This is a genomic window from Brevibacterium sp. NPDC056726, from assembly GCF_042790515.1.
GTDB classification, from domain to species: Bacteria; Actinomycetota; Actinomycetes; order Actinomycetales; family Brevibacteriaceae; genus Brevibacterium; species Brevibacterium sanguinis.
Window position 1 is genome coordinate 109,606 of the sequence record NZ_JBHTYZ010000006.1, and the last position, 15,407, is coordinate 125,012.

Here is a 15,407-nt window from a genome sequence, read left to right on the forward strand (position 1 = left end):
TTTTGTGTACCATTGCACAGTAACATGTCACACAGTAGTGGCACAGCCCCGGAGGAATCCGGGCCGAACGAAAGGGAAGCCCATGTCGGAGAAGAAGCCCTGGCACGGAGTCATCGTCGCCACCGCCCTGCCCTTCACCGAGGACTACGCCGTCGACTACGACGCCTTCGCCGATCACGTCGCCTGGCTCGCCGCCAACGGCTGCGACGGCGTGGCCCCCAACGGCTCGCTCGGTGAGTACCAGACGCTCTCGGACGTCGAACGCGCCCAGGTCATCACCACCGCCGTCGAGGCCGCGCCCGCCGGATTCCACGTCATGGCCGGCACCGGCGCCTACGGGGCACTGCAGTCCGCGCACTGGGCGGAGCAGGCAGCGAACGCGGGGGCCACCTCGGTGATGCAGCTGCCCCCGAACACCTACCGAGCCGATTGGGAGACCGTCAAGGACCACTACGCGACCGTCGCCTCGGTCGGTCTGCCCGTCGTCGGCTACAACAACCCGATCGACACGAAGGTCGACCTCGTCCCCGAGCTCATCGCCGAGATCCATGCGGCGGGGAACATGGTCGGGGTCAAGGAGTTCTCCGGCGACCCGCGCCGGATCTACGAGATCGCCGAGCTCGCGCCGACGATGGACATCCTCATCGGCACCGACGACACCGTCCTCGAGGTCGGGCTCGCCGGCGCCGTCGGCTGGGTGTCGGGCTACCCGAACGCGATCCCCGGCGCCTGCATCGAGCTCTTCGAGCTCTGCACCTCCGGTGACACCGCCGACCTCGTCCGGGCCCAGGAGATCTACCGCGACCTCCACTCCCTGCTGCGCTGGGACTCGAAGACCGAGTTCGTCCAGGCGATCAAGCTCTCGATGGATGTCCTCGGCCTGCGCGGCGGCATCTGCCGGCCCCCGCGCCTGCCCCTGTCCCAGCCGCTCGTCGACCGCATCGTCGCCGACACCGAGGCCGCCGCGGACAAGGGGTATGCGAGCGAGACGAAGCCCGCCGTCGCCGCCGTCTGAGCCCGGCAGTATTCTGACCGGGACGACCCGTCGGCAGCGAGGTCGCCCCGGTCACTCAATGAGGAGGACACCATGCGCACGTCACGCGTCTATCACGCCGTCGACTCCCACACCGAGGGGATGCCCACCCGCGTCATCACCGGCGGGGTCGGCGAGCTGCCGGGGGCGACGATGGCCGAGCGCCGGACGTGGTTCATCGAGAACTCCGATCACGTCCGCACCCTGCTCATGACCGAACCCCGCGGGCACGCGTCGATGTCCGGGGCGATCCTCCAACCGCCCACCCGCCCCGACGCGGACTGGGGCGTCCTCTTCATCGAGGTCTCCGGGTGCCTGCCGATGTGCGGCCACGGCACGATCGGCGTCGCCACCGTCCTTGTCGAGACCGGCATGGTCGAGGTGCACGAACCCGTGACCACCGTGCGCCTCGACACTCCCGCCGGGCTCGTCATCGCCGAGGTGGCCGTCAGTGACGGTCATGCCGATTCCGTGACGATCACGAACGTCCCCGCGTTCGTCGACCGCCTCGGCGCCGAGGTGGACGTGCCCCGACTCGGGACCGTGACCTACGATCTCGCGTTCGGGGGCAACTTATATGCGATCGTCGACGTCGCCGACCTCGGCCTCGAGTTCAGGGAGGATCGGAGCAACAAGGACGACCTCCTCGGCGCGGGCCTGGCGATCATGGACGCGATCAACGCCGCGGATGAGCCCGTCCACCCGGAGCGGCCCGACATCGTCGGCTGCCACCATGTCTACCTCAAGGCTCCCGGGTCGACGGCGGCACGGTCCCGGCATGCGATGGCGATCCATCCCGGCTGGTTCGACCGGTCCCCGTGCGGGACGGGCACGAGCGCGCGGATGGCTCAGCTCCACGCCCGCGGCGAACTGACGCTGGAGACGGACTTCGTCAACGAGTCCTACATCGGGTCCCGGTTCGTCGGCCGCCTCGTCGCCGAGACGACCGTCGCGGGCCGGCCCGCCGTCGTGCCCACCGTCCAGGGTCGGGCGTGGGTGACGGGCACGGCACAGTACTTTCTTGATCCGAGCGATCCCTTCCCGGCGGGATTCCTGCTATGAGTATCCTCATAGGCAGCCCACGAAAGGAATCCCCCATGGCCTCCCTCCCCCGCCTCGACCGTCCCCAGAACCTGCGCCAGTCCGTGCTCAACAGCCTGCGGACAGCCATCATCACCGGTGAGCTCGCTGAAGGGCAGCTTGTCTCCGCACCGGTCCTCGGCGAACAGCTCGGGGTCTCGGCGACCCCGGTCCGCGAGGCGATGATGGACCTCTCGCGCGAGGGTCTCGTCGAGACCGTGAAGAACAAGGGATTCCGTGTCACGACGATGACGGAGAAGGACCTCGACGACCTCGCCCAGATCCGCCTCCTCGTCGAGCCCCCGGTCATGCACGCGGTGGCCGCGAACATCACCGAGGAGGCCTTCCCCGAGCTCATGCGCATCGCCGATGCGTGCACCCGCGGTGCCGCCGAGGAGGACCTCACCGCCTACCTCGCCAACGACCGGGAGTTCCACGCCCAGGTGCTCGCCTTCGCCGACAACCCGCAGCTCACGGAGCTCGCGACCTCGCTGCGCCAGCGCACCCGCCTCTACGGCATCGCGGGTCTTGCCAAGGAGGGCAAGCTCGTCGACTCCGCCCAGGAGCACCATGAGCTCATCCGGCTGCTGCGCGACCGCGACGGGGCCGGCGCCGAGGCGCTCCTGCGCGCCCACATCGGCCATGCCCGCTCGATCTGGGCGACCGGGAGCACCGAGGCGGCTGGGGCGCACGATTCGGCAGCGGCCGGTGGGTCGTCTGCGGCTGGTGGGTCCGGGGCGGCTGGTGGGTCGTCTGCAGCTGGTGGGTCGTCTGCAACCAGCAGTTCCGGGGCGACATGACAGGTGTGGGCACGTGAGCGCGGCGACGGCCACTGCATCAGCGCGGAAGACCTCGGCAGGGACCACCTCGGCGACTGCGGCCGGCAGCGCTCGGTCACGAGCCACCTCGGCGCGGACCACCTCGGTGCGGACCTCCGATGTCATCGTCATCGGCGCCGGCATCGTCGGCTGCGCGGTCGCCTACTTCGCGGCCACGGCGGGCTTGAGCGTCACCGTCATCGACCGCGACCTGCCCGCCTCGGGAACGTCGTCGCGCTGCGAGGGCAACCTCCTCGTCTCCGACAAGGAGCTCGGCCCCGAACTCGCTCTCACCCAGTACTCGCTGGGACTGTGGACGGGCGAGCTCGCCGAATTCGCCGCCCGCTGGGAGTTCGAAGCCAAGGGCGGGATCATCGTCGCCTCCCAGGAGTCCAGTGTCGCCTCCCTGAACCGGGTCACCGGCGCCCAGCGGTCCTTCGGCATCAACGCGATCGCCCTCGACCCCGACCAGCTGCGCGAGTACGAACCCCACATCACCCCGGCCGCACTCGGGGCCGCGTACTATCCCGAGGACTCCCAGGTCCAACCGATGCTCGCCGCCGGGCATCTCCTCGCCCTCGCCGTCGACCGCGGGGCCGCCGTCGTCACCGGCGCCCCCGTCACCGAGGTGGTCCGCATCGGCGACCGGGTCACCGGAGTCCGCACCCCGGCCGGGGACTTCGCCGCCGCGCACGTCGTCAACGCCGCCGGCACCTGGGCCCCCAAGGTGGCGGCCCTCGCACATGTCGACGTGCCCGTCCTGCCGCGCCGCGGCTTCGTCATGGTCACCGAACCGCTGCCGCCGATGATCGGCCACAAAGTCTACGCCGCCGAGTACATCGACAACGTCGGCTCCTCGAGCGACGGCCTCCAGGCGAGCCCCGTCGTCGAGGGCACCCCGGCCGGCACGATCCTCATCGGCTCGAGCCGGGAGCGCGTCGGCTTCGATGCGACCGTGAGCACGGAGGCGCTCGGCCTCATCGCCCGCAACGCCGCCGCGCTCTTCCCGTTCCTCGCGACCACCCGCATCCTGCGCCACTACCACGGATTCCGCCCGTACAGCCCCGACCATCTGCCCGTCATCGGCCCCGATCCCCGGGCACCGGGGCTCTGGCACGCGTGCGGTCACGAAGGGGCGGGCATCGGGCTGTCGGTGGGCACGGGCAAACTGCTCGCCCAGGCGATGACCGGCGCCGAGGCGGACCTCGACCTCACGCCGTTCGCCCCGGAGCGATTCGCGCCGGGGCGGCCCGCGACTGAACCTGCCCCGGCCCCCGCTCGCGAGGGCGACCCTGTCCATCTCACCCCAGCCGCCCAGGAGGAATCAGCATGAGCGAAACCGTCACCGCGCGCTTCGATGACGCGCCGCTCACCGCCCCGGCCGGAGCCAGTGTCGCCGCCGCGCTCCTCGCCTCCGGTCGCACGAGCTGGCGGACGACCCGCACCGGCCGGCCGCGCGGACTGTTCTGCGGGATCGGAGTGTGCTTCGACTGCCTCGTCGAGATCGACGGGCAGACCGGGCAGCGCGCGTGCCTGGTCACGCTCGCCGACGGGATGGACGTCCGCAGCCACCGCGGTGCCGGCGAGGCCGGTGCGGCGGGAGCCAGTGGGGCGGGAGCCAGTGGGGCGGGAGCCCATGAGACCGGTGGGGCGGCTGTCGGAGGCGAGCGCTCATGAGTGTCCCGACCGTCGACCTCGTCATCATCGGCGCAGGTCCCGCCGGCCTCGCCGCCGCCGAGGCCGCACTCCATGAGCTCGCCGCGGAACCGCGCTTCGTCTCGACCCGACGCAGTGCGGGAGCGGGTCAGCGTGGGGACGGTTCAGGCCCGCGCATCGTCGTCATCGATTCCGCTGACCAGCCCGGCGGCCAGTTCTGGCGCCACCGCACGGAGACCGCCGGCACCGACGACGGTCGCCTTCACCACGGATGGGACGACTACCTCGCCCTGCGGGCCGGGTTCGATGCGGGCATCGCCGCTGGCATCATCGACTATCGGCCGGCCACCTCGGTGTGGATGGTCGAGGCACCACCCGACCGGACACGCGCCGGGTTCACCGTCTGCACGACCCCGAGCCACGGCCCCACCGCCTCGGAGCCCGGCGACCGGTCCCCCGTTCTGCACGCCCGCCGCCTCATCATCGCCACCGGCGGCTACGACCGGCAGCTGCCGATCCCCGGGTGGGATCTGCCCGGAGTCATGGCCGCCGGCGGCATCCAGGGGTTCGCGAAGCAGAACGGGATGCTGCCGGGTTCGCGCTTCGTCATCGCCGGCACCGGACCGTTCCTCCTGCCCGTCGCCGCGAACATCACCGACCTCGGCGGCGACGTCGCCGCCGTCCTCGAATCCTCGTCCCTCACCGGCTGGCTGGCTCACGCCCACCGGGCGGCCGGGGTCCCCGCCAAAGCGCTCGAGGGAGCCGAGTACGCGTGGGCCTTCCTCCGCCACCGCATCCCCTATCGGACGCGCACGGTCGTCACCGAGATCCTCGGCGACGGCCGGGTCGAGGCGGTGACCACGGCTCGGATCGACCGCCTCGGCGCGGTCGTCCCCGGCACCGAGGCGACGCTTGAGAACATCGACGCTGTCGGTCTGGGCTGGGGGTTCACTCCGCAGCTCGAGCTGCCGGTCGCGCTCGGGGCGCGCACTCGCGTCGACGTCGACGGCTCGCTCGTCGCCGTCGTCGACGAGTCCCAGCGGTCGTCGGTGCCCGGGCTCTTCCTCGCCGGTGAGGTCACCGGGGTCGGGGGTGCCGTGCTCGCCGCGGCCGAGGGGCGCCTCGCCGGTGCCCAGGCCGCCGCCGAGATCACCGGTGCGTCCCCCGATGACCGGACCGCGGCTCACCCGCGGGCGTTCGACCGGACCGCGACGAGGCGGACGATCGCCCGGCACCGTGCGTTCGCCGAGGCGATGCATCGCGCCCACCCCGTGCCGCCGGGCTGGACGGACCGGCTCACCCGGGAGACGATCGTGTGCCGGTGCGAGGAGGTGCCGGCCGCGACCATCGCCGAGGCGAGCACCACCCTCGAAGCCGACGACGCCAGGGCGCAGAAGAACATGACCCGCGCGGGCATGGGCTGGTGCCAGGGACGCGAATGCGGATTCGCCGTCACGTGCCTCGCCACGGGTGCTCCCGACCGCGCCGAATCCTCGTCCCTGCACGCCTCCCTCGCCCAGACGATGAAGAGACCCGTCGCCCAACCCGTGCCGCTCTCGACGTTCTTCGACCTGTGACCGCCACCGGCACTCAGCACGAAAGGATCACCATGACCACCGACACCACCACTGCCACCTCGGCGCCCGGCTCGTCACGCCCCACCGCCTCGGCGCTCTCCCCCGACCTCGAGAGGATCGTCGCCGCCGCGGCAGCCGCCGCTCCGGCCTTCGCCGCGACCGCACCGGCCGACCGGGCCGACGCCCTCACCGCCGTGGCCGACGCCCTCGAGGCCGCGCGGGACACGCTCGTGCCGATCGCGATGCGCGAGACCGGTCTGAGCGAAGCACGGCTGACCGGCGAACTCACCCGCACCGCCGTGCAACTGCGGATGTTCGCTGCGACCCTGCGCGAGGGCGCGTACGTCGACGCCCGGATCGACCCGGCCGATGATGCGTTCGCCCTCGGTGCGCGCCCTGATGTGCGCCGCGTCCACGTCCCCGTCGGGCCTGTCCTCAACTTCGCCGCCTCGAACTTCCCGTTCGCGTTCTCCGTCGCCGGGGGTGATTCGGCTGCGGCGCTGGCCGCCGGCTGCCCGCTCATCGTCAAGGCCCATTCCGGGCACCCGGAGCTCTCCGACGCCACCGCCGCAGTCGTCGACGGGGCCCTGACGGCCGCGGGCATGCCCGCCGGGGTCTTCGCGCTCATCCACGGTCAGGAGGCCGGCACCGCCGTGCTCGAGGACGAGCGGATCAAGGCGGGATCGTTCACCGGGTCGATCCGCGCCGGGCGTCTCCTCGCCGACATCGCGGCGGCCCGGCCCACTCCGATTCCGTTCTTCGGTGAGCTCGGCAGCGTCAATCCCGTCTTCGTCACCGAGGCGGCCCTCACCGAAGCGGGACCCGACATCGCCGCCGGGTACGTCACGAGCGTGTCCGGTTCGGCCGGTCAGCTGTGCACGAAACCCGGCTTCCTCTTCGCCCCGCCCGACCACGGACTCGACGAGGACATCGCGACCGCTGCCGGCGCCGTCGAGGAGCACCGCCTGCTCAATCCGGGGATCGCCCGCGGCTTCGCAGAGCGGCGGGACGCCATCCTCGCTGTCCCGGGCGTCCGGGTCATCGCCGAGGGCGGACTGCGCATCGATGACGACGGTCAGGGCTGGGCGCGTCCGACGCTCGTCGCACTCTCCCTCGAGGACTTCCGCGCGCACCGTGAGGCGCTCCTCGATGAGGCGTTCGGGCCGCTGTCGATCATCGTCGAGGTGCCCGCCGGGACGTCCTACGCCGAACTCGTGCCCGAGTTCTTCGCCGGCAATCTCACCGCGACCCTCCACCTCAGCACCGCGGAGACGGCGGGTGAGACGGAGGATCAGGGCCGCCTCGGCGAGCTGGTCGATGCGGTCTCCCGGCAGGTGGGACGTGTCCTCTTCGGCGGCTGGCCGACGGGGGTGGCGGTGACACCGGCGATGCAGCACGGTGGGCCGTGGCCGGCGACGACGAACGATGCGTCGACCTCGGTCGGGTCGGCGGCGATCCAGCGGTTCCTCCGCCCGGTCGCGTTCCAGAACGCTCCGGCGGCGTTCCTGCCCGCCGCCCTCCAGGACGCGAACCCGCTCGGCCTCCCGCAGGCCGTGTCACCGGCGGGTGCGTCGACGACCTGGGGCTGAGCGGACAGACGCCACGGGCGCTTCCCGGTGTCGGACAGCGCCCGTGGCGGTCGGCAGGGTCACAGCCCAGCCGGGTCACAGCTCAGCCGGGTCACAGCTCGGTCGTCGAGCTGCCTCCCTCGGGCTGCTGACGGGTGACCTTGGCCTTGATCATCTCGACGAGGGCGGAGACCTTCCCGCCGGTCGCACCCCAGTGTTGCGCGGACTCGCCGTTGACGCGGATGAGCCCGAGGTTGGGGTCATTGCGACCGCCGTCGAACCATGCCGCGGCATCGTCGTTCCACAGGTGGTCGATCTTCGCCTGACTGTCGACGAACTCGACGGTGCCGGCGACCGAGAGCCAGTTCCCGGACTCGGCGACGGCGAGGTTGACGTTCGGGTTGCCCTGCAGGGCGATCGCCTGGTCGCCGTCGAGGCCGATGAAGAACCAGACGTCGGCATCGTCGGTGACCTGCTGCGGGACCATCGGGTGGGAGAGCAGCGTGCCGTCGGCGAGGGCGGTCGTGAGCATCACCCATTTCGCGTCGCTGAGGATCTTCACGACGTCCTGCTGGTGGAGGTCGCCCTCCCGGTGCGTCTGGTGACGGCGGGGTGCGTTCGCCGAGGCGGCCGCCGCGTCGGCGTCGACCTCGGCGAATTCGACGGTGGCGGACTCGTCGATCGCGGTGTGCGAGCCGTCGGGGTTGCGGTAGAGGGTGAAGCCCTCGGCGGTGGCGGTCTCCTGGGCGCGGGATTCGACGTCGGCCTCGGTGTAGCCGGTCGTCGCTCCCTGTTCGATGTCGGCGGTGCCGGCGAACTTCTCCGTCGCCCGGTCGAGGCCGGCCGCGGCGTCGCGGGCCTTCTCTTCGCCGCTGCCCTCAGTGTTCGTGTTGCGACTCATCATCGTGTCCCTTCCGAATGCCTGCGCTGACGTGGTGCGGCCATTCTCACACGGACGCGCTTTGAAAACAGCAGCCTTGTCGCAATTGGGAGCGACTTCCAACGTGGGCACCGCGCGCGCTGACCCACGGGACGGTCGACCGCCTCGGCGCCGGTGGGGTCCCGGTGCGAGGCCACCGGCGCAGTCCTACACTGGGAGGCATGAGCGAACCATCTGTCACCGTCACCGAGATTCCCGAAGGCGCCGCGATCATCGACGTGCGCGAGGACGACGAATGGGAAGCCGGGCACATCGACGGCGCGATCCACGTTCCCCTCGGGGAGCTGCCCGAACGGCTCGACGATCTGCCGCTCGATGACGACATGTACATCATCTGCCGCACCGGCGGACGGTCGCTGCGGGCCACGGCCTGGCTCAACCTCAACGGCTTCGACGCGTTCAACGTCGAAGGCGGGATGGGCTCGTGGAGCCTCGACCACGGCAAGCCGATCGTCTCGGAGACCGGGCAGGACCCCTGGGTGAAGTGACCCGCCCTGACCGCCGCCGGTCACAAGGTTCCTGACCATCCCCTGTGGGCTCCCGTCGAACATGGCCCGGCAGCGTCCACGATGCAAGAACTCGGGTGTCCTGACTGTGACCGATCAGCGGTGTTTGGCAAGGTAGGGGTATGACTACTCGCGCCGGCCAGCTGGCCCAGGACAGGGACCTCATCGATGTCCCCGCACTGCTCGACTCGTACTACGACCTTGTCCCGGATCCTGCGGTTCCCGCCCAGGCCGTGAGCTTCGGAACCTCGGGACACCGGGGTTCGAGCTTCAACCGCGCGTTCAACGAAGCCCACATCGCCGCGATCACCGCGGCGATCGTCGACTACCGCAAGGACCACGGCGTGCGCGGGCCGATCTTCCTCGGCCGCGACACCCATGCGCTGAGCGAACCCGCGTTCCTCACCGTGCTCGAGGTCCTCGCCGCCGCCGGAGTCACCGCGCTCATCGACGAACGCGACGGGTACACGCCCACACCCGCAGTCTCCCACGCGATCCTCGGCTACAACGCCGGGAAGTCGCGCACCGACGCGCAGGCCGACGGCATCATCATCACCCCCAGCCACAATCCCCCGGCCGACGGCGGCATCAAATACAACCCGCCCCACGGCGGACCGGCCGGCACCGAGGCGACGAAGTGGATCGCCGACCGCGCCAACGCCTACCTCGAGGCCGGGTGGGAGAAGATCCCGCGCACGAGCTTCCAGCGGGCCTTCCACCTCGAGAACACGGAGAACTTCGACTTCATCTCCAACTACGTCGGTGACCTCGAATCGGTCATCGACATGAACGCGATCCGCGACTCCGGGCTGAAGATCGGCGCCGACCCGCTCGGCGGGGCGAGCGTCGACTACTGGGCGGCGATCGCCGAGGACTTCGACCTCAACCTCACCGTCGTCCACCCCGAGCTCGACCCCACATGGTCGTTCATGACGCTCGACTGGGACGAGAACATCCGCATGGACTGCTCCTCGCCCTATGCGATGGCCGGGCTCATCGCCTCCCGCAGCGACTACGACATCGCCACCGGCAACGACGCCGACGCCGACCGCCACGGCATCGTCACCCCCGACGCCGGCCTGATGAACCCCAACCACTACCTCGCCGCGGCCATCGACTACCTCATCGAGAACCGGCCCGACTGGCCGGCGACCGCGGCGATCGGCAAGACGCTCGTCACCTCGTCGATCGTCGACCGCGTCGTCGCCGCCCACGGACGCCGCCTCTTCGAGGTGCCCGTCGGCTTCAAATGGTTCGTCCCCGGCCTCCTCGACTCGAGCCTCGCGTTCGGCGGTGAGGAATCCGCGGGCGCGTCGTTCCTCCGCCGAGGCGGCAAGGTGTGGTCGACGGACAAGGACGGCATCATCCTCGCCCTCCTCGCCTCGGAGATGACGGCGAAGACCGGGCAGACACCCTCGCAGCGCTACGCCGGCCTGGCCGAGAAGTTCGGCACGAGCGCCTACGCCCGGCAGGACGCCCCGGCCACCCGCGAGCAGAAGGCGAAGCTCGGTTCGCTCGACGCCTCCCAGGTCACCGCGTCCTCGATCGCCGGGGAACCGGTCACCTCGGTGCTCACCGCGGCGCCGGGCAACGACGCCCCGATCGGCGGACTCAAGGTGACGACGGACAACGCGTGGTTCGCCGTGCGCCCATCCGGCACCGAGGACGTCTACAAGATCTACGCCGAATCTCTCCAGGGCGAAGACCACCTGCGCACTGTCCAGAACGAGGCACGGACCCTCGTCGACGGCGTGCTCGAATAGGGCCCATCCGGTCGTTCGGCCGTCTCACCTCGCCGAGGTGGGGCGGCTGTTCTCGTGTGGAGTGCGGTGTTGTGGGGCGGGCGGTGTTGCGGGGCGGCTGTTCTCGTTGGGGCCTGGGCTGCGAGGGGTCTCGGAATACAATCGACGTCGTCTCTGTTGATGGAACAAGTCACACAGAGGAGGACACGATGCAGGCCAGGAATTCCCTTCGCTCGATCAAGAAGCAGCCGGGTTCGCAGGTCGTGCGGCGTCGCGGACGCACGTACGTCATCAACAAGCAGAACCCGCGATTCAAGTCGCGTCAGGGCTGAGACCCCGGCGACCGGCGACACGGTGCCGACTCCCACTCAAGGGGGTCGGCACCTTTTTCGTGCGCGACTTTCGACGCCTCACGCGGCTGACCCGCCCAACGGCCGACCCGCGCCAGCCGGGGGCGCCGGTGGTCGCGCCACGGTCGGTCGCCAGCAGGCGTGCCGGTGGTCGTCGCACGGACGGCGGCCACCGCCTCGGCGCGACCGCCGCTCAGTCCGCGTTCGCGTCGTAGTGCTCGCGGTTCGCAGCGATCTCCTCGGTGTGGGTCGAGGCCCACTCGGCGATCGCGAGGACGGCGGGCACGAGCGAGCGCCCGAGCGGTGTCGCCCGATACTCGACGCGCGGCGGGATCTCCGCGAACACCTCGCGTTCGACGAGACCGTCGCGCTCGAGCTGCCGCAGCGTCTGGGTGAGCATCCGCGCCGAGATCCCGTTCGTCATCGACTTGAGCTCGGTGAACCGTCGGGGGCCGTCCTGCAGCATGCCGATGAGCATCATCGACCACTTGTCGCCGACGCGCGCGAGGATCGACCGGAAGATCTCCGGATCGGCGGCCGGCCCCGAGCACATCGACTGCATCCGCGGCTCGTGACCCGTCGCTGCCGGCCTGCTGAGCGATTCCATGTCCCTCTCCTCTCCTCGACCGGTCCCTGCCGGTCGACCGACGCCCTGACTCACCTGCGCATCACCTCTGATCAGGGCCAATGGTTACATCCATGTGCCTCGGTGACGTTGCTGTGCGTGCCGGTCCGTCGGGAATAATTACCGTTGGTATCTAGGTTATCACCAGTAACTAAAGACAGAACGAAAGGGGCATCAATGCTCGCTCTCTCCATCATCACGTGGGTCCTCTCCGGCCTCGTCGCCGTCCTCTTCCTCATGGCCGGCACGATGAAGGTCCTCAAACCGCACAACGCCGACAAGCCGATGCCCACCCTCTTCGACTACACCGAGGGACAGGTCCGCCTCCTCGGCGTCGCCGAGATCGCGGGCGCCATCGGGCTCATCCTCCCCGCCCTGACCGGGATCCTCCCGTGGCTCACCGTGGTCGCCGGCCTCGGTCTTGCCTCAATCCAATTCCTCGCGATCTTCGCGCACCGCCGCCACAACGAGAACTTCACCATGAACATCATCGTCATGGTCATGGCCCTCATCGTCGTCGTGCTGCGCCTGGCTGGAGTCTGATGCACATGACCAAGACCACCGACACCGCCGAGGCGGCTGCGCGCTCCGATGCACAGCCGACCACCGGCGGCACCGGGGTGATCTGGCTGCTCCTCGGCGCCGCCTTCGTCACCCTGCTCAATGAGACGGTCATGGGCGTGGCGATCCCGCACCTCGTCACCGACCTCGGCGTCACGCTCAACGTCGCCCAGTGGACGACGACCGCGTTCATGCTGACGATGGCCGTCGTCATCCCGACGACCGGCTACCTCCTCAAGCGGCTGACGACACGACAGGTCTTCCTCCTGGCGATGAGCCTCTTCACCGCCGGCACCCTGCTCGGTGCGCTCGCGCCCGAGTTCTCCGTGCTCATCGTCGCCCGCGTCATACAGGCCTCGGGCACGGCGATGATGATGCCGCTGCTCATGACGACGATCATGACGGTCGTACCCGAACACGCGCGCGGCCGCTTCATGGGTCGGATCACCATCGTCATGGCCGTCGCTCCGGCGCTCGGCCCGACCCTGTCCGGGTTCATCCTCAGCACGCTCACCTGGCATTTCCTCTTCTGGATCATCCTGCCGGTGGCGATCGCGATGATGATCATCGGTGCCCTGCGCCTGCGCAACATCGGCGAGCAGAGCCATTCGCCGCTCGACTGGCCGTCACTGCCGCTGTCGGCCCTCGGCTTCGGCGGACTCGTCTACGGCTTCAGCACGCTCGGCAGCGGTTCGCCCGAGACGATTCCGCAGGCACTCGCCGCACTGGCCGTCGGCGTCCTCGGCCTCGGCCTCTTCATCTGGCGCCAGCTCGTCCTCCAGCGCGGTGACCGCGCCCTGCTCGACCTGCGGGTCTTCCAGTCCCGGTCGTTCTCCCTCGCCGTGGGGCTCGTCGTCGTCATGATGGCCGCGATGTTCGGCTCGATCATCCTCCTGCCGATCTACCTGCAGAACGTCCTCCAGCTCGACTCGGTGACGACGGGCATGATGCTCCTGCCCGGCGGTCTCGCGATGGGCCTGGCAGCCCCGTTCGTCGGTCGGCTCTTCGACCGCTACGGACCGCGTCCGCTCGTCATCCCGGGCGCCCTCATCGCCAGCGCGGTGCTGTGGTCGCTCACCCAGCTGAACGAGACGAGTCCGGCCTGGTTCGTCCTCCTCGGACACATGGGCCTCTCGCTCGGCGTCGCGATGATGATGACCCCGCTGCTCACCTCGGCGCTGGGGTCGCTGAGCCCGCAGCTCTACTCGCACGGTTCCGCGACCGTCGGCGCGATCCAGCAGGTCGCCGGCGCGATCGGCACGGCACTGTTCATCACAGTGCTCAGCCTCGGCACGGTCGCCGCCGCGGGCGGCGGCGCCACCCCGGTGGTCGCCCAGGCTGACGGCGTCTCGACGGCGTTCTTCGCCGGCGCGGTGCTCTCGCTCGTCGCCGTCGTCGGCAGCTGGTTCGTCAAGAACCCGGCGCCGCGGCCGGCGCCGGCGTCGACGGAAGCTCCGGAAGCTCCGGCAACGACGGACGCCTGACCGAGGCCCCGCCTCGGCGAGGCTGAGCGCACACCCGCGGCACACAGCAGAACCCCGCCCCAGGATCACCTGGGACGGGGTTCTGCTGTCACTGCGCGTCGACGGCCCGGATTGGACCGCCTCGGCGAGGGATCAGAGGTGCGCTTCGGGAGCGTTCTTCACATAGTCGGCCAGGGTGTCGTTCTTGAACGCGTCCTGGACCTTCTTCAGCTCGTCCTGGTCGACGTTGATGATCGACTGTCCGTCCGACGACCGGCCGACACCGGCGGTCGGGGCGGTGAAGAACTCGATGTCGCTGGGGCGGACGTCGCGCATCGCGAACGCCGTCGAGGAGATGTACTGGGCGTTGAGACCCGAATCGACGTACATGTACGGCGCGAACTCGGTGATCATGTTCTGGATCTTCTGCGGATTCGACAGGGTGTCGGCGGAGATGAGCTCGCTGATGAGGCCCTTGATGAACGCCTGCTGATTGCGCGCGCGCTGGAAGTCGCCGTCCTTGAACGACTTGCGCTCCCGGACGAAGGTGAGCGCCTCATCGCCGTTGAGCGTGTTCTCGCCCTTTGTAAACGTGTAGCCGTTCTGCGTGAACGCCTGCTCGGAGTTCACCGTCACCCCACCGAGGCTGTCGGTGAGCCCCTTGAAGCCCTCGAAGTCGATGATCGCGACGTGGTCGATCGGGGTGCCGATGAAATCGGAGACCGTCGAGACCGCGAGCGGCAGTCCGCCGTAGGAGAGCGCGGCGTTGATCTTCGCCTTGCCGTGGCCCTCGATGTCGACCCAGCTGTCACGCGGGATCGACATGATCTGGACGTTCGCACCGTCCGCCGGCAGGTGCATGACCATGATCGAGTCCGACCGCAGGCCCTGCGAGGAGTTGACGTCGACGTTCTTCATCGGCTCGTCGGAGCCGAGCAGCAGGATGTTCGTCCCGCCGTCCTCCTTGTCCCCGTCGGGCCGCTGCGTGCCGAAGACCTGCTCGTCGGTGAGCTGGTTGGCGTTGTCGTTGAACGACCGTCCGACGTTCCACAGGTAGACGCCGACGCCGAGGACGCCGAGGACGACGACGACGAGCACGCCGACGAGCACCTTGCGCCAGACGCGCTTCTTCTTGCGGCGGGGACGTTGGGGTTCGTCGTTCTGCTGGTCGAAGATGTCGTCGAACGAGCTGTTGGTCATCTGCACTCCGGGTGGGGTCGGGGCGGCGCTAGCCGGCAGGAGAGGTGGGCAATCCCGCCTATTGTATAGGCCTGTAGTGACCCGTCGATGACCTCGCCGGCCCCTCCCACCCCTGGTGAGACAGGGCACCCTGCCGACCCGAGCACACCGGCGAATGCCCGGACGAGCACTGTGACAAGCGCCGGGAGGGGCATCGCGCCGGGGATCGCGAGGTCACTGAGGCGATCGTCGTGACTTCGCGCTCATTCGACGGATTCCGCAGTTGCAACGGCTGAGACCGCAGATAGA

The 15,407-nt window shown here is 69.7% G+C and carries 15 protein-coding genes; 12 read left to right on the top strand and 3 right to left on the bottom strand.

Annotated features, from left to right (window positions below; all coding sequences use genetic code 11):
• Positions 1-82: 82 nt before the first annotated feature.
• The 7 genes from ACFQ91_RS13565 to ACFQ91_RS13595 all read left to right on the top strand — a co-directional run bounded on the left by ACFQ91_RS13565 (position 83) and on the right by ACFQ91_RS13595 (position 7,753).
• A complete protein-coding gene (locus ACFQ91_RS13565) occupies positions 83-1,015 on the top strand; it encodes a dihydrodipicolinate synthase family protein (protein WP_137827053.1) in 933 nt (310 codons plus the stop codon).
• A 72-nt stretch (positions 1,016-1,087) separates the two neighbouring features.
• On the top strand, positions 1,088-2,095 hold the full coding sequence (locus ACFQ91_RS13570) for a proline racemase family protein (RefSeq protein WP_137827052.1): 1,008 nt from the start codon (positions 1,088-1,090) through the stop codon (positions 2,093-2,095).
• A 35-nt stretch (positions 2,096-2,130) separates the two neighbouring features.
• Positions 2,131-2,913 carry a GntR family transcriptional regulator gene (locus tag ACFQ91_RS13575; RefSeq protein ID WP_376870177.1) on the top strand — a complete coding sequence of 261 codons (783 nt, stop codon included), beginning with the start codon at positions 2,131-2,133 and terminating at the stop codon, positions 2,911-2,913.
• A gap of 13 nt (positions 2,914-2,926) precedes the next feature.
• Positions 2,927-4,264: an NAD(P)/FAD-dependent oxidoreductase gene (locus ACFQ91_RS13580; RefSeq protein ID WP_376870179.1), complete on the top strand. Its 1,338-nt coding sequence runs from the start codon at positions 2,927-2,929 to the stop codon at positions 4,262-4,264.
• Positions 4,261-4,608, top strand: coding sequence for a (2Fe-2S)-binding protein (locus ACFQ91_RS13585; RefSeq protein ID WP_376870181.1), 348 nt, complete (start codon positions 4,261-4,263; stop codon positions 4,606-4,608). The genes ACFQ91_RS13580 and ACFQ91_RS13585 overlap by 4 nt, the downstream gene beginning before the upstream one ends.
• Positions 4,605-6,164 (top strand): FAD-dependent oxidoreductase, encoded by a 1,560-nt coding sequence (locus ACFQ91_RS13590; protein ID WP_198500411.1) that lies wholly within the window; start codon positions 4,605-4,607, stop codon positions 6,162-6,164. The genes ACFQ91_RS13585 and ACFQ91_RS13590 overlap by 4 nt, the downstream gene beginning before the upstream one ends.
• A gap of 32 nt (positions 6,165-6,196) precedes the next feature.
• A complete protein-coding gene (locus ACFQ91_RS13595; protein ID WP_137826687.1) occupies positions 6,197-7,753 on the top strand; it encodes an aldehyde dehydrogenase (NADP(+)) in 1,557 nt (518 codons plus the stop codon).
• 91 nt (positions 7,754-7,844) lie between these two features.
• Here ACFQ91_RS13595 and ACFQ91_RS13600 read toward each other — a convergent pair whose 3' ends face one another.
• Entirely contained in the window at positions 7,845-8,636 is a 792-nt protein-coding gene (locus tag ACFQ91_RS13600) for a pyridoxamine 5'-phosphate oxidase family protein (RefSeq protein WP_332839541.1), read from the bottom strand.
• 197 nt (positions 8,637-8,833) lie between these two features.
• Here ACFQ91_RS13600 and ACFQ91_RS13605 point away from each other — a divergent pair, with 197 nt between their 5' ends.
• The 3 genes from ACFQ91_RS13605 to ykgO all read left to right on the top strand — a co-directional run bounded on the left by ACFQ91_RS13605 (position 8,834) and on the right by ykgO (position 11,252).
• Positions 8,834-9,160, top strand: coding sequence for a rhodanese-like domain-containing protein (locus ACFQ91_RS13605; RefSeq protein ID WP_137826689.1), 327 nt, complete (start codon positions 8,834-8,836; stop codon positions 9,158-9,160).
• A gap of 140 nt (positions 9,161-9,300) precedes the next feature.
• Positions 9,301-10,941, top strand: a complete 1,641-nt coding sequence (gene pgm, locus ACFQ91_RS13610) for a phosphoglucomutase (alpha-D-glucose-1,6-bisphosphate-dependent) (protein ID WP_137826690.1) — start codon at positions 9,301-9,303, stop codon at positions 10,939-10,941.
• Positions 10,942-11,129: 188 nt separating this feature from the next.
• Complete coding sequence (gene ykgO, locus ACFQ91_RS13615; RefSeq protein WP_131248590.1) at positions 11,130-11,252, top strand: type B 50S ribosomal protein L36; 123 nt, start codon at positions 11,130-11,132, stop codon at positions 11,250-11,252.
• 211 nt (positions 11,253-11,463) lie between these two features.
• Here ykgO and ACFQ91_RS13620 read toward each other — a convergent pair whose 3' ends face one another.
• Positions 11,464-11,877: a helix-turn-helix domain-containing protein gene (locus ACFQ91_RS13620; RefSeq protein ID WP_198500410.1), complete on the bottom strand. Its 414-nt coding sequence runs from the start codon at positions 11,875-11,877 to the stop codon at positions 11,464-11,466.
• Positions 11,878-12,072: 195 nt separating this feature from the next.
• Between ACFQ91_RS13620 and ACFQ91_RS13625 the strand changes: the two genes are divergently transcribed.
• The gene (locus ACFQ91_RS13625; protein ID WP_137826691.1) at positions 12,073-12,438 is read left to right on the top strand and encodes a DoxX family protein; all 366 of its coding nucleotides are present in this window, start codon (positions 12,073-12,075) and stop codon (positions 12,436-12,438) included.
• 5 nt (positions 12,439-12,443) lie between these two features.
• Entirely contained in the window at positions 12,444-13,940 is a 1,497-nt protein-coding gene (locus ACFQ91_RS13630; protein ID WP_137826692.1) for an MDR family MFS transporter, read from the top strand.
• 132 nt (positions 13,941-14,072) lie between these two features.
• On the opposite strand, the gene ACFQ91_RS13635 is transcribed toward ACFQ91_RS13630, so the two are convergent.
• Entirely contained in the window at positions 14,073-15,119 is a 1,047-nt protein-coding gene (locus ACFQ91_RS13635; RefSeq protein WP_137826693.1) for an LCP family protein, read from the bottom strand.
• Between the last annotated feature and the right edge of the window lie 288 nt (positions 15,120-15,407).

Bases quoted from the DNA above. Each gene is read 5' to 3' on its own strand.
- ACFQ91_RS13630 (WP_137826692.1), top strand. From the start codon at position 12,444: ATGACCAAGACCACCGACACCGCCGAGGCGGCTGCGCGCTCCGATGCA.
- ACFQ91_RS13625 (WP_137826691.1), top strand. From the start codon at position 12,073: ATGCTCGCTCTCTCCATCATCACGTGGGTCCTCTCCGGCCTCGTCGCC.
- ACFQ91_RS13575 (WP_376870177.1), top strand. From the start codon at position 2,131: ATGGCCTCCCTCCCCCGCCTCGACCGTCCCCAGAACCTGCGCCAGTCC.
- ACFQ91_RS13590 (WP_198500411.1), top strand. From the start codon at position 4,605: ATGAGTGTCCCGACCGTCGACCTCGTCATCATCGGCGCAGGTCCCGCC.
- ACFQ91_RS13595 (WP_137826687.1), top strand. From the start codon at position 6,197: ATGACCACCGACACCACCACTGCCACCTCGGCGCCCGGCTCGTCACGC.
- ACFQ91_RS13565 (WP_137827053.1), top strand. From the start codon at position 83: ATGTCGGAGAAGAAGCCCTGGCACGGAGTCATCGTCGCCACCGCCCTG.
- ACFQ91_RS13635 (WP_137826693.1), bottom strand. From the start codon at position 15,119: ATGACCAACAGCTCGTTCGACGACATCTTCGACCAGCAGAACGACGAA.
- ACFQ91_RS13585 (WP_376870181.1), top strand. From the start codon at position 4,261: ATGAGCGAAACCGTCACCGCGCGCTTCGATGACGCGCCGCTCACCGCC.
- ACFQ91_RS13570 (WP_137827052.1), top strand. From the start codon at position 1,088: ATGCGCACGTCACGCGTCTATCACGCCGTCGACTCCCACACCGAGGGG.
- ACFQ91_RS13620 (WP_198500410.1), bottom strand. From the start codon at position 11,877: ATGGAATCGCTCAGCAGGCCGGCAGCGACGGGTCACGAGCCGCGGATG.
- ACFQ91_RS13600 (WP_332839541.1), bottom strand. From the start codon at position 8,636: ATGATGAGTCGCAACACGAACACTGAGGGCAGCGGCGAAGAGAAGGCC.
- ykgO (WP_131248590.1), top strand. From the start codon at position 11,130: ATGCAGGCCAGGAATTCCCTTCGCTCGATCAAGAAGCAGCCGGGTTCG.
- ACFQ91_RS13605 (WP_137826689.1), top strand. From the start codon at position 8,834: ATGAGCGAACCATCTGTCACCGTCACCGAGATTCCCGAAGGCGCCGCG.
- pgm (WP_137826690.1), top strand. From the start codon at position 9,301: ATGACTACTCGCGCCGGCCAGCTGGCCCAGGACAGGGACCTCATCGAT.